The sequence below is a fragment of the Variovorax sp. GW822-FHT04A09 genome, assembly GCF_058801005.1.
Genome location: NZ_JBXAMV010000005.1, coordinates 19011 through 32345, shown reverse-complemented (window position 1 = coordinate 32345; position 13335 = coordinate 19011). Strand labels below are relative to the sequence as shown.

8 protein-coding genes are annotated in these 13335 nt (G+C 69.6%); all 8 read left to right on the top strand.

The window, feature by feature from the left end; translation table 11 throughout:
* Window positions 1–45 precede the first annotated feature (45 nt).
* The 8 genes from tssG to tagH all read left to right on the top strand — a co-directional run bounded on the left by tssG (window position 46) and on the right by tagH (window position 13290).
* Entirely contained in the window at window positions 46–1029 is a 984-nt protein-coding gene (tssG, locus tag AC1RLW_RS23600; RefSeq protein ID WP_493195377.1) for a type VI secretion system baseplate subunit TssG, read from the top strand.
* A 39-nt stretch (window positions 1030–1068) separates the two neighbouring features.
* Complete coding sequence (gene tssH / locus AC1RLW_RS23595; RefSeq protein WP_062481204.1) at window positions 1069–3762, top strand: type VI secretion system ATPase TssH; 2694 nt, start codon at window positions 1069–1071, stop codon at window positions 3760–3762.
* 39 nt (window positions 3763–3801) lie between these two features.
* Window positions 3802–6615 (top strand): type VI secretion system Vgr family protein, encoded by a 2814-nt coding sequence (locus tag AC1RLW_RS23590; RefSeq protein WP_493195375.1) that lies wholly within the window; start codon window positions 3802–3804, stop codon window positions 6613–6615.
* A gap of 29 nt (window positions 6616–6644) precedes the next feature.
* Window positions 6645–9242 carry a DUF2169 family type VI secretion system accessory protein gene (locus AC1RLW_RS23585; RefSeq protein ID WP_493195373.1) on the top strand — a complete coding sequence of 866 codons (2598 nt, stop codon included), beginning with the start codon at window positions 6645–6647 and terminating at the stop codon, window positions 9240–9242.
* 13 nt (window positions 9243–9255) lie between these two features.
* On the top strand, window positions 9256–10311 hold the full coding sequence (locus AC1RLW_RS23580; protein WP_493195371.1) for a pentapeptide repeat-containing protein: 1056 nt from the start codon (window positions 9256–9258) through the stop codon (window positions 10309–10311).
* A gap of 44 nt (window positions 10312–10355) precedes the next feature.
* Window positions 10356–11045 carry a DUF3540 domain-containing protein gene (locus AC1RLW_RS23575; protein ID WP_180838813.1) on the top strand — a complete coding sequence of 230 codons (690 nt, stop codon included), beginning with the start codon at window positions 10356–10358 and terminating at the stop codon, window positions 11043–11045.
* Window positions 11046–11054: 9 nt separating this feature from the next.
* Window positions 11055–11450, top strand: a complete 396-nt coding sequence (locus AC1RLW_RS23570) for a DUF4150 domain-containing protein (RefSeq protein WP_056584565.1) — start codon at window positions 11055–11057, stop codon at window positions 11448–11450.
* Between the two features lie 154 nt (window positions 11451–11604).
* Window positions 11605–13290 carry a type VI secretion system-associated FHA domain protein TagH gene (gene tagH, locus AC1RLW_RS23565; RefSeq protein WP_493195367.1) on the top strand — a complete coding sequence of 562 codons (1686 nt, stop codon included), beginning with the start codon at window positions 11605–11607 and terminating at the stop codon, window positions 13288–13290.
* Window positions 13291–13335 lie beyond the last annotated feature (45 nt).

Below are 13335 nucleotides of genomic sequence, written 5' to 3'. Positions count from 1 at the left end.
CGAGGGTGGTCTGCGCAGCCGTGGGACTTCGACTACTTCGCCGTGATGCGGCGCATCGAGTCCGTCGCGAAGACCACGCCGCGCTGGGGCCGCGCCTTGCTGCCCAGTGCCGAGCCGGTGCGCGTGGGGCAGGAGCCCTCGCTGTCGTTCGCGCCCGCCAGCTTCAGCCGCTTCGAGCCGGCCACCGCGCATTCGCCACCGCGCCTGCGCCAGCACTTCTTCGGCTACATCGGCCCCAACGGCCCGCTGCCGGTGCACCTGAGCGACTTCATCCGCGAGCGCAGCCTGAACCACGGCGACCCGACCTGGCTGGCTTTTCTCGACACCTTCTCGCACCGCTTCTCGCTGCACTTCTACCGCGCCTGGGCGCAGTCGCGCCCGGCCGTGGCGCTCGACCGGCCCGGCGAAGACCGCTTCCGCCTGCAGGTCGGCGCGCTGGTCGGCATCGGCACGCCGGGGCGCATCGACCGCGACGAGATCCATGACGACGCGCGCCTGCATTTCTCGGGCTGGCTCGCGCGCCGCGTGCACAACGCGGAAAGCGTGGAGTCGGTGCTGTGCAGCTACTTCGGCGTGCCGGTGAAGCTGGAGCGCTGGGTCGGCCACTGGATGCGCGTGCCCACGGACGAGGTCACGCGGCTGGGGCAGGGCGAGAGTTCGCGCGCGATGGGCATGGGCGCGATGCTCGGCACGCGCGCGTGGGACCGCCAGCACCGCGTGCGCCTGCACCTGGGGCCGCTCACGATCGACCAGTACCGCATGTTCCTGCCCACCGGCGACGCGCAGCCCGTGCTGCAACGCTGGATGCAGCAGCTGCTCGGCGACACCCTCGAATGGGACGCCCAGCTGGTGCTCGAGAAAGTACAGGTGCCGCCCACGCGCCTGGGCCAGGCCCGGGGCAACGGCCCGCGCCTGGGCTGGGTCTCGTGGCTCGGCGAACGCCCGCGCACGCGCGATGCGGCCGACGTGCGCATTGCCAGCCAGCCGTCGAGGGCGCGCCTGCCGCAGCAGCCCGCCTCTTTTCAATAAACCCATCTTCATTCGTTCAGAAGAGATACGGAGTCCTCCATGAGTGAAATCAGCCGCACCGCCCTCTTCGGCAAACTCAACTCGCTGGCCTACAAGGCCATCGAGGGCGCCACCGTCTTCTGCAAGATGCGGGGCAATCCGTACGTGGAGCTGGAGCACTGGTTCGCCCAGCTGCTGCAGGCGCAGGACTCCGACCTGCACCGCGTGATCCAGCACTACGGCCTCGATGTGTCGGTGATCGCCAAGGACATGACGGCCGCGCTCGACCGCCTGCCACGCGGCGCCACCGCCATCAGCGACTTTTCGCCGCACATCGAGAACGCCATCGAACGCGCCTGGACCTACGCCACGCTGCAGTTCGGCGAGGCGCAGGTGCGCACCGGCTACATCCTGGTGGGCATGCTCAAGACGCAGAGCCTGCGCAACCCGCTGTTCGGCTTGTCGAAGCAGTTCGAGAAGATCAAGGTCGAAGACCTGGCCGACAACTTTCCGAAGATTTGCGACGCCTCGCCCGAAGCGCAGATGCGCGCCCAGGACGGCACCGGCATGGGCAGCGGTGCACCCGGCGAAGACTCGGGCGCCATGGCGCCGGCCGCCATGGGCAAGGGCGATGCCCTCAAGAAATTTGCTGTCGACCTCACGGAGAAAGCCAAGAAGGGAGAGATGGATCCGGTGACCGGGCGGGACGAGGAAATCCGCCAGATCGTCGACATCCTCATGCGCCGCCGCCAGAACAACCCGCTGCTGACGGGTGAGGCGGGTGTGGGCAAGACCGCGGTGGTGGAAGGCTTCGCGCAGCGCCTGGCGCGCGGCGACGTGCCGCCGCAGCTGAAGGACGTGAAGCTGCTCACGCTCGACATCGGCCTGTTGCAGGCGGGCGCGAGCATGAAGGGCGAGTTCGAGCAGCGCCTGCGCCAGGTGATCGACGAGGTGCAGAGCTCGCCCACGCCGATCATTCTGTTCATCGACGAGATCCACACGCTGGTCGGTGCGGGCGGCGCGGCCGGCACCGGCGATGCGGCCAACCTGCTCAAGCCGGCGCTCGCGCGCGGCAACCTGCGCACCATCGGCGCCACCACCTGGGCCGAGTACAAGAAGTACATCGAGAAAGACCCGGCGCTCACGCGGCGCTTCCAGGTCGTGCAGGTGCCCGAGCCCGACGAGACCAAGGCCATCCTGATGCTGCGCGGCGTGGCCAGCGTGCTCGAGAAGCACCACCGCGTGCAGCTGCTCGACGAGGCGATCGAGGCGGCGGTGAAGCTGTCGCACCGCTACATTCCCGCGCGCCAGCTGCCCGACAAGGCCGTGAGCCTGCTCGACACCGCCTGCGCGCGCGTGGCCGTGTCGCAGCACGCGACGCCGCCCGAGGTCGAAGACTGCATGCGCCGCATCGAAGGCCTCACGGTCGAGCAGGAGATCATCGGCCGCGAAGAAGCCATCGGCATCGACGTGACCAAGCGCGCTGCGCTCGTGGCCACGCTGCTGGCCGAATCGAAGGTGCAGCTCGAAGCGCTGAATGCGCGCTGGCAGGAAGAGAAGGGGCTGGTCGATCGCCTGCTCGAGTTGCGCAGCAAGCTGCGCGCGGGCAACAAGCCGGTCGACGAACCGGCGGCCGGTGAGCCCGCCGCCGAGGCCGGCCCCGACCGCGCCACGCTGCTGGCCGAGCTGCACGAACTGCAGACGAAGATCCACGCGGTGCAGGGCGAGTCGCCGCTGATCCTGCCCTCGGTCGACGAGCAGGCCGTGGCCTCGGTGGTCGCCGACTGGACCGGAATTCCCGTCGGCCGCATGGTCAAGAACGAAGTGGAGGCGGTGCTCAAGCTCGCCGACACGCTCAACCAGCGCGTCATCGGCCAGAAGCACGGCCTGGAGATGATCGCGCGCCGCATCCAGACCTCGCGCGCACGGCTGGACAACCCGCAAAAGCCCATCGGCGTCTTCATGCTCTGCGGCACCTCGGGCGTGGGCAAGACCGAGACCGCGCTGGCGCTGGCCGAGGCGCTGTACGGCGGCGAGCAGAACATCATCACCATCAACATGAGCGAGTTCCAGGAGGCGCACACCGTCTCCACGCTCAAGGGTGCGCCTCCGGGCTACGTGGGCTACGGCGAGGGCGGCATCCTGACCGAGGCCGTGCGCCGCCGTCCCTACAGCGTGGTGCTGCTCGACGAAGTGGAAAAGGCCCACCCCGACGTGCACGAGATCTTCTTCCAGGTCTTCGACAAGGGCTGGATGGAAGACGGGGAGGGCCGCATGATCGATTTCAAGAACACGATCATCCTGCTGACCACCAACGCCGGCAGCGAGCTCGTGATGAGCATGTGCCGCGACCCTGAGCTGCTGCCTGATTCGAATGCGCTGGCCGATGCGCTGAAGGCGCCGCTCATGAAGGTGTTCCCGCCCGCGCTCTTGGGCCGCATCGTCACCATTCCCTACTACCCGCTGTCGCCCGAGATGATGAAGAAGATCGTGCGGCTGCAGCTGGGCCGCATCAAGAAGCGCGTGGAAACCAACCACGGCGTGCCCTTCGAATACACCGAGGCGGTGATCGAGCAGGTGGTCGCGCGCTGCCAGGACCCGGAGTCGGGCGGGCGCGTGATCGACGCGATCCTCACCAACACCGTGCTGCCCACCATTTCGGTCGAGTACCTGCAACGCCTGGCCTCGGGCGGCGAGATCCGCCGCGTGGCGCTCGACGTGAAGGACGCCGACTTCACTTACGCGTTCGACTGACCCCCCGCAGCGCGACGCCCCACTTCCGAGAGACCCAAGATGGCCGACCACGAGTTCCGCATCGAGAGCGATTCGCCCGCCAAGGACGACCTGATGTTCTGGCGCATCGTCGGGCACGAGGCGCTGGCGCGCCCCGCGGCCTACGAGCTCACCGTGCTGTCCAAGAACAAGGACCTCGCCGCCAAGGACATCCTGGGCCACGCCTTCGACGTGGTCATCGAGTTCAAGGACGCCGACGGCGGTGCGCACGAGCGGCATTGCCAGGGCCATGCGGTGCGCTTCGTGCGCGCGGGCCACATCGGGCGGCACTACGAGTACCGCATCGCGCTGCGCTCGTGGTTCTGGCTGCTCACCAAGCGCGCCAACTCGCGCATCCACCAGGAAAAGAAGGTGCTCGAGGTGCTCGACGCGGTGTTCGAGGACAGCCCGATCAAGCGCTTCAAGAAGACCAAGGCCACCAACGTCATCGGCACGCACAACCCGCGCCGCTACTGCGTGCAGCACCAGGAGAGCGACTACCAGTTCCTGTCGCGCCTGCTGGAGGATGAGGGCATCTACTACTGGTTCGACGCGCACGACGCACCCGGCACCATGCACCTGTCGGACGCCAGCGACATGGCGCACGACAAGCTGCCCGCGACCGACACGCTGCGCCACATGGCGGTCCACGCGGCCGAGCCGCGCTTCAACGAGATCTCGCGCTGGGTCAGCGCGCGGCAGTTCGACACCGGCAAGCATTCGTCGCGCGACAGCGACTTCAAGGCCATCAAGAAGAAGCTGGGCGCCGACATCGACAGCTCCGACCAGCACGAGCTCGCCGAGTTCGAGATGTTCGAGTTTCCCGGCGGCTACTTCAGTGGCGACGACGCCGAGACGCGCGCCAAGCTGCGCGGTGACGAACTCAACGCGCGCCGCGACCGCCACTGGGCGCTCACGCCGTGGCCCGACGTCGCGGCCGGGCGCAGCTTCAAGTTCGAGGACGACCCCGACGGAACGCGCAACGGCGACTACGTGATCGCCGCCTGCACCTTCATCGCCAGCCACCGCGGCTACGAGGGCGTGAGCGCCAGCGCGCCGGCCCAGCCCGTGCAGCGCGCGCTGGCCGAGGTGCTGCGCGACGACGCCGTGAACGCCGACACCCTGCCGGTGCTGGAAGAGCTGATCGCCGCCACGCCCGCGCTGGCCGCCGCGCAGACCGGCAGCAGCCTCTTCCTGCTCACCGTGATGCCGGTCGACCGGCCGTTCCGCGCGCCGCGCCTCACGCCGCGCGTGACCATGCCCGGCCCGCAGACGGCGATCGTGGTCGGCCCCAAGGGCGACGAGCTGCACGTGGACGACCACGGCCGCGTGAAGGTGCACTTTCACTGGGACCGCTACGACGAGAGCAACGAGAAGTCGACCTGCTGGGTGCGCGTGTCGCAACCCTGGGGCGGCAAGGGCTGGGGCGGCTACTTCGCGCCGCGCATCGGCCAGGAGGTGATCGTCGACTTCCTCAACGGCGACCCCGACCGCCCGGTGATCGTGGGCCGGGTCTACAACGACGACCAGCCCATTCCGTACAAGTCGCCCACGCAGAGCGGTTTCCGGACCCGGTCCACGCCGGGCGGCGGCGTGAACAACTACAACGAGATCATGTTCGAGGACAAGAAGGGCGAGGAGAACATCAACATCCACGCCGAGAAGAACATGAGCCGCAGCGTGGAGCTGGACGACTCCACCACGGTGGACCGCGACCAGACCGTGACCGTGAAGCGCGACCAGACCTCCACGGTCGTGCGGGACCGCAAGACGACGGTAGAGAACAACGACACCACGATCATCCAGAAGTTCCAGAAGCTCACGGTCGGCAAGAACCAGGACAACCACGTGGTGGGCTACCAGACCACGAATGTCGACATCGACCATGCGTTGCTGGTGAAAGGCCATCACAAGATCCAGTCCGACGGCAACCGCACCGACATCACGGGCGGCAACGAGACGCGGACGGTCACGGGCACGCAGACCATCACGGTGAAGGGCGGGGTGAAGTACAAGGCCCCGATCATGCTTTTCGAGGCAGGGCACATGGAGTTCAAGGTGACCGGCGGCAATTCGATGAAGATCGACGCCAATGCCGCACCGTATGCCGCGGCGTTCCAGAAGTACACGCTGGTGAGCAACACCGAGCTCAACATGGTGGCCATCGGCAACATCAACACCGTGTCGGTGGGGTCCAACACCACGGTGCTCGGCCCCAACACGAGCGGCTACATCGGCAACAACACCGACTTCAATCTCGGCGTCGCCCGCTCGACCTTCATGGGGCTGAGCATGGACAACGCGCTGGGCATCGCAATGTCGAACTTCCTCGGCTTGAAGATCGACAACACGCTGGCCATCAGCATGGAATCGGTGGCCGGACTCAAGATCCAGCGCGACGGCACTTCGGTGCGGCAGGCCCCTCTGCATTCGATCATGCCGGGCGCCGGGGCCGGGGCGGGAACCGCCGCAACGGGCCCCATGGCAACCGCCGGTACGGCGGGGGCGCTCGCGGGCCTCGGGTACGGCGCCGTCTCGATGATCAGCGGTGCGGCGTCCCTGGGCTCGCAGTACGGCGACGCGAGGAAGATGCTGAACGAAATTCTCTCTAGCAGCGACATCGACAACATCCCCGGCATGCGCGGACGGCTGGAGCGCATGCGCAACCTGGTGAGCACCAATGTCGCCGACGGCGCCGCCACGATCCTGACGGCGGGCGCCGGCGGCGCGGTGCTGGCACTGCTGGGCATGATCCCCCGCGTCGACGCCGTGGGCAGCGAGCGCGGCGCCAACGCGCTGCTCAGCCGCGACGACGCCGGCAATCCCAACGGCTGATCGGGAAGAAAGCCAGCGCGCAAACCACCATGCAAGTCGTCAAACCGCAGGCCGTCTGCCTGAGCACCCGGCCGATCGAGTACCGCAAGCGCTTCGGCCTGTGCGTGACGGCCATGCTGCACGTGCCTTTCGAGCAGGCCGAGGGCGGCACGTTGTGGGGAGAGCAGTCGGCCTGGAACTTCATCGGACGCGAGATGGCGGTGCCGCTGGTCGATGAGGGCGTGGCCAAGCTCACGTCCGAGTTCCTGGTGCACGGCCAGGCCTTTCCTCCCGCTGAAAGCCCGAGCGCCTGCGCGGTGCGCGCACGGCTGGGCAGCCGCAGCAAGACCCTGCTCGTCTTCGGCGATCGCCACTGGGAGGGCACGAAGGCCAGTGCGCCGCTGCCGTTCGACGCGATGCCCATCGACGCCACGCATGCCTACGGGGGCGCCGCGGTGCCGGCCAACCCCGAGGGCATCGGCGCGGCGCCCGAAGGCGGGTTCCATCGGCTGCCCAACATCGAGCGGCCCGACCAGCCCCTGCGCGATCCGGCACAGCCCGTGGCGCCCGCCGGCTTCGGCCTGCGGGGGCCGATGCATCCGGAGCGCGCGCGTTTTCGCGGCACCTACGACGCGGACTACCTCAAGGCGCATGCGCCGGGCTTCGCGCCCGACCTGGACTGGCGCTATTTCAATCTCGCCCCCGAGGACCAGTGGTTCGACGCCCCGTTGCGCGGCGACGAGCCTTTCCAGTTCGATCACATGCATCCGCAGAAGCCGCGGCTCGAAGGCCGGCTGCCCGGCCTGCGTGCGCGTGTGTTCGCCGACTACCGCGCCGTCGGCGCCGCCGAGCCGCGCCTGCGCGAAGTGCCGCTGCGCCTGACGACGGTCTGGTTCTTTCCGCACGCCGAGCGGGCGCTGCTGCTGTTCCAGGGGCTGGCCGAGGTGGCCACCGACGACGGCTCCGACGTGCACGGGCTGCTCGGCGCCGTCGAGCGCGTCGATGCGTCGCGGCCCGACACCCACTACCTCGATGCGCTGGCGCGACGCGCCGACCCGCGATGGGGCGGGGTCGAATGCCTGGACGACAGCGACCTGCTGCCCGAGGGGCTGGACGCGGTGGACCCCGAGGCCGAGCGGGCCGCCGAGGCCTTCGCGAGCCAGGGCCTGCAGGCGCAGGCGCAGTACCGCCGCGCCGAGATCGACGTGGCCCTCGCGCGGGAAGAGGTGCGCGCCAGCGGCCGTGACCCGGATGCCATGGGCATCGTCATGCCGCCGCGCGAAGCGCCCCCAGCGCCGGCGCAGCGCGTGGCCCACCTGAAGCAGAAGCTGCAGGAGGCCGAAGCGCAGAAGCTGGCGGCTGTCGACGATGCGCTCGATGCCCTCGAGCAGGCGGTGGCGGCGCGCAAGGCGAACCCGGCCATGAAGCCCATCGAGCATCGGGGGCCGCCGCTCTTCAATGCAGACGTGGCGCTGGCGCAGCTCCAGGGCGCGAACGCCGGCGCGACCGGTGCGTTCGACCTCGCGGGCGTGCATGGCCAGTTGCTGCAGCAGGAAGCGATGGAGCGGCTTGGCTATCTGCAGGGCGCACACGCGCAGCAGCCCGCACCCGCGATGCAGGCGGCGCAGGCCCAGACACTGAAGGACGGCATGAAGCAGGCACTGGCCGGCGGACTGCGGTTCTTCGGCGGCATGGACTTCACCGGCGCCGACTTCTCGGGGCTGGACCTGCGCTATGTCAACTTCGCCGGCGCGTGGCTCGAGAGCGTGGACTTCGGAAAAGCCAACGTGTCGGGCGCGAACTTCACGGCGGCGGTTCTGGCGCATGCGAACCTCGACGGCGCGATCGGCATCCGGGCCATCCTTCAGGGCGCCAACCTGGGTTGCACGCGCTGGCAAGGCGCGGTGTTCGACGAGGCCGATTTCAGCGCGACGCAGCTGTCGCATGCCGACCTGGGGGGCCTCTCGCTGCGACGCGCCAAGATGAAGGGCGCCATGCTGATCGGCACGCGCTGGGACGGCACCGATGCGCACGGGCTGCAGGCGCCCGAGCAGCTTTTCTACCGGCTGTCGCTGCCGGGTCTCTCGCTCGCCGAGGCCGATCTCGTGGGCTGCCAGTTCGTCGAATGCGACCTCACGGAGGTCGACTTCCGCGAAGCCCACCTGGCCCAGGCCAACCTGATCACCTGCAAGCTGACGGGGGCCCGCTTCGGCGGTGCACGCGGCATGGGCATGGTGTTCGCCCAGCACTGCGACCTGGTCGACGCGGATTTTTCCGGGGCGCGGATGCAGGGTGCCAACTTCGGCGCTGCGGACATGTCGCGCGCGCGGATGCTCGGCAGCGTGCTCGACGGCGCCAACCTGTGCGAGGCCCGGCTGCCCGACAGCGACTGGCGGCTGGCTTCGGCCAAGGGCGCGTTGCTGCGCCGGACCGTGCTGCGGGGCGCCAGGCTGGCGGGCGTGAACTTCAGCGAGGCGATCCTGCAGCACGCCGACCTGCGCGGCTGCGACTTGCGCAATAGCAACCTGTTCGCTGCCGACCTGTCGCGCGCCCGGCTCGACGGCGACGTGCGCTTCGATGGGGCCCTGCTGCAGCGCGCGCGCACATGGCCGCGGCTCACGCCCGAGCAGCAGGCCACAGGCGCATGAGGAGGACGGCGCCATGATGAACACCACCACGCTGACCCTGGCCGTGCTGCTCGGCGAGTCGATTGCCGGGCTCGACCTGTCGGGCGGTCATTTCTCGAATGCACAGCTGGCGGGGGGGCTGTTCGACCGGGTGAACTTCGCCAAGGCCGATCTGCGCGGGGCCGATCTGCGCGAGGTCGTGTTCAACCAGTGCGACCTGCGCGGCGCGCTGCTGGACGGGGCGCGGCTGCAGCGCGCCGTGTTCAACCAGTGCCTGATGGACCACGTCGACCTGCACGGAGCCGGCCTGCACGCGGCCGTGTTCAGCGAATGCCAGGCGCCGCATGCGAACCTGTCGGATGCCGACCTGAGCATGCTCGCCTGCACCAAGACCCGCCTCGATCACGCGATGTTGCGCGGTGCGCTGCTGGACGCCTGCGTGCTGACCGAGAGCAGCCTGATCGACCTGGGGGCCGAATCGACGCGCTGGACGCACGTGACCGTGGCCGGCTGCGATCTGCGCCATGTGGCGTGGCGCGGCGCCCACCTGCTGCGCGTGGCGTTCTCCACCACGCAGCTGGCCGGCGTGTCTTTCGACGGCGTCGCGCTCGAGAGCTGCCAGTTCGCGAACGCCGACCTGCGCGGTGCCCAGTTCAGCGGGGCGCCGCTGCGCCAGTGCAACTTCCAGGGCGCCACGCTCGACGAGGCGCGCTTCGACCGCATCGACGCGCCCCTGGCCCTTTTCTGCGAAGCCCAAGGAGCCGGCGTCGATTTCTCCAGTGCCGTGCTGGCGCAGGCACTGTTCACCGGCGCCAAGCTGCCGCAGGCGAACTTCAGCGGCGCGCGCCTGCACCAGGCGCATTTTGCCGGCGCCGTGCTGGACCGGGCGCGCTTCAACGGCGCGGACCTCACGTACGCCGACCTGCGCCACGCGCACCTGCACCAGGCCGACCTGCGCGGTGCGACCCTCGCGCGCACCTGCCTGCACCGGGCCCTGACCGACGAGGCGCAGATCGAGGACCGCTCCCGCGCGATCGAAACCGATCCCGAGTTGGCCCAGGCCGAAGACTGGCGCCCCCTGTCGGCCTGAGGCGCCACCGGCCGATGCCCCTTCTTTCCATTGGAAGCCCTGCCATGAAAACCACCGCCCACCACCCCGTCCGCCGCGCCACCGCCGCGCCGCGCAGCGCCAGGCCGATCGACGCCGACCCGGCGCCGCCCGCGGGACCCCCCGAGCGTTGCTGGACCGCGCTGCTGGAGGCGGGACGCAACGGCACGCTGTGTGTCCGGCAGGGCGCGCAGGTCGCGGCCGTGCGAACGGCCGCGGGCTGCCTGCTGGTGCCGGCGGCCGGCGACACCGTGCTGTGCTTCGGCACGGCACCGGGCGACATCTGGGTGCTCTCGGTGCTGGAGCGCTGCGCCGGCACGCAGGAGCGCGTGCTCCGGTGCAGCGGCGACACGCGGCTCGTGGTGGAGGGCGGACAGCTCGCGCTCGAGGCCGATCAACTGCACCTGGCGTCGCACCGCCTGGGCGTGCGCGCCGCCACCGCCACCGTGTCGCTCGATTCGACCGAGTTCATCGGCGAACGGGTGCGCATGATCGCCGGCACGGTCAAGCTCGTGGGCAGCCTGCTGAGCACGGTGGTGGACCGCGTCAACCACTTCAGCCAGCACTACCTGCGCACGACCAAGGGGCTGGACCGCGTGAATGCGGCCCACATCGAATGCGATGCAACCGAGCTGCTGCACCTGCGCGGCGAGCATGCGCTGATCAACGGCGCTAAGCTGGTGAAGACGCGCGGCGCGCAAATCCACTTTGGCTGAGGCAGCACCATGTTCGCCAACTGCCAGATGATGGGAACGGACATGGGGTTTCCCGATGTCTGCATCACGCCCGCCGCGCCCTCGCCGATCCCGGTGCCCTATCCGAACATCGCGATGGGGCCGATGGCCATTCCGAACTGCCCAACGATCCTGTTCATGTGCACGCCGGCCCACAACCTCGGCACGGTCATTCCCATGACCAACGGCGACAACCCGGGCGTGTTGCTGGGGGTGGCGTCCGGCACGGTCATGGGGCCCAGCCGCCATCTGACAGGCGCCTTCACGGTGCTGCTGAACAGCATGCCCGCCACGCGCCTGACCAGCACCTCGCTGCAGAACAGCACCAACTGCCCCGGCGTGCGCACGGTGCCGAGCCAGACGCTGGTGCTCCTGCTGGCGCCCTGAGGTGCATGCCGTGCGCACCTTGGCATCACCGCGCCGCTACGGCATACCTCTTCCGGCGAGATTGCCAACCCGCCCCCCGGAATGAATACTCCTTTGGACTTCGCCCGCGCACGCGCGGGCCGTGTTCGGGCGTAACCGCCCCGGGGGCCGACTCATGATCCATATCGCTGTCATCACACGGCAAGGCGCCCCGGCAGGGCCGGCCATTGCCGCCGATTTCGGTCCCAGCGGGGGCACGATCGGGCGTGCCGACACCAACACGCTGGTGCTCGACGACCCCGACCGCACCGTCTCGCGCGTGCATGCGCAGGTGCTGTGCCGCGACGGGCAGTACTTCATCGTCGACCGCGGCAGCAACGCGATGCAATGCAATGGCGTGTCGCTGGGCGCGGGCAAGGAAGCGGCGCTGACCGACGGCGCGCGGCTCGTCATCGGGAGCTTCGAACTCTCGGTGCGTGTGATGGCCGCTGCGGCGGCGCCACGTGCACCGGTCATCCCCAACACCGTGATGTCGGCGCCGGCCGCCGCGCCTGCCGCCAGCAGCGACGATCCGTTCGCCGACCTGCTCGCGGGACTGGGATCGCCGCCCGCTCCCGCCCCGGCGCCTGCTGCAGCCCGCGCCGCTGCCGCGCCCGCCGAGTCGCTGCTCTTTCTCGACCCGATGGCCAGCGGCTCGCGCAATGCGCAGGCCGACCAGGTCGACCCGTTCGCGAACCTGCTGGGCCCCACGCCGTCGGCCACACCCTCTGCGGGGCTCGGCGCGCTCGACGATTTTTCCGACCTGGGCGCGCCGCCCGCGCACGGCAAGGCCGCGAGCATCGACGACCTCTTCGGCGGTTCGCCGGGCGCCGGCGGCATCGGCGGCGATCCGCTCGCGCTGTCGCCGCTGGCCGATCCGCTGCTGCAGCCCAACACCGCGTCGGACGCCGACCCGCTGGCCGCACTGCAACGCGCCGCGCCCGCCACGCCGGTGCCGCGTTCCGATCATCTGCCGATCGACCAGTTCGGCTTCGAGCCGCCGAAGGCCATCACGCCACCACCGCCGCCGCCGCCCCCTGCGCCTGCGCCTGCGCCCGTGGCCCCGCTTGCGAAGTTCGACGACGTGACCGGGCAGCCGATTCGCATCAGCGGGCCCGAGAACGCCGGCCGCGTCGCCGAGCCGCCGCCCCCTCCGCCACCGCCGCCGCCCGTGCACGTCGCGCCGCCGCCGCCGGCGCCCGCGGCAGCCTCGCCCACGCGTACTGCCTCCGACGACGAACTGCTCGCCGCCTTCCTGCGCGGCCTGGCCAGCACGCATCAGCCGCCCGAGATGCTCACGCCCGGCCTCATGGAGCGCATCGGCTCGATGCTGCGCACCGCCACCGAGGGCACGCTGCAGCTGCTGCTCACGCGCCAGGAGTTCAAGCGCGAGGTGCGCGCCGAGGTCACGATGATCGCGTCGCAGGCCAACAACCCGCTGAAGTTCTCGCCCACGGTCGAGGTCGCGCTGGCGCATTTGCTGGGCCCCGGCGTGCGCGGCTTCATGCCGCCCGAGGCCGCGATGCGCGACGCCTTCGACGACCTGCGCGCGCACCAGTTCGGCGTGATGGTGGGCATGCGCGCGGCGCTGGCCCATGTCATCGGGCGCTTCGAGCCGGCCGAGCTCGAGAAGAAGATCAGCGCGAAGACCGCGCTCGACGCGCTCTTTGCCGCCAACCGCAAGGCCAAGCTCTGGGACCAGTTCGTGGCGCTGTACGGCGGCATCGCGAGCGAGGCCGAGGACGACTTCCACAGCCTCTTCGGCAAGGCCTTCCTCGCGGCCTACGAAGAGCAGATGGCGCGCCTGAAGTCCGACGCCTGAACCAGAAGAAAACCAGAACAACCCCCAGCACTCGCGAGGCACCCC

What these genes read in the sequence shown, in the direction of transcription:
- tssG (WP_493195377.1), top strand. Translation starts at nt 46, where the DNA reads ATGCGGCGCATCGAGTCCGTCGCGAAGACCACGCCGCGCTGGGGCCGC.
- AC1RLW_RS23570 (WP_056584565.1), top strand. Translation starts at nt 11,055, where the DNA reads ATGTTCGCCAACTGCCAGATGATGGGAACGGACATGGGGTTTCCCGAT.
- tagH (WP_493195367.1), top strand. Translation starts at nt 11,605, where the DNA reads ATGATCCATATCGCTGTCATCACACGGCAAGGCGCCCCGGCAGGGCCG.
- AC1RLW_RS23575 (WP_180838813.1), top strand. Translation starts at nt 10,356, where the DNA reads ATGAAAACCACCGCCCACCACCCCGTCCGCCGCGCCACCGCCGCGCCG.
- tssH (WP_062481204.1), top strand. Translation starts at nt 1,069, where the DNA reads ATGAGTGAAATCAGCCGCACCGCCCTCTTCGGCAAACTCAACTCGCTG.
- AC1RLW_RS23580 (WP_493195371.1), top strand. Translation starts at nt 9,256, where the DNA reads ATGATGAACACCACCACGCTGACCCTGGCCGTGCTGCTCGGCGAGTCG.
- AC1RLW_RS23585 (WP_493195373.1), top strand. Translation starts at nt 6,645, where the DNA reads ATGCAAGTCGTCAAACCGCAGGCCGTCTGCCTGAGCACCCGGCCGATC.
- AC1RLW_RS23590 (WP_493195375.1), top strand. Translation starts at nt 3,802, where the DNA reads ATGGCCGACCACGAGTTCCGCATCGAGAGCGATTCGCCCGCCAAGGAC.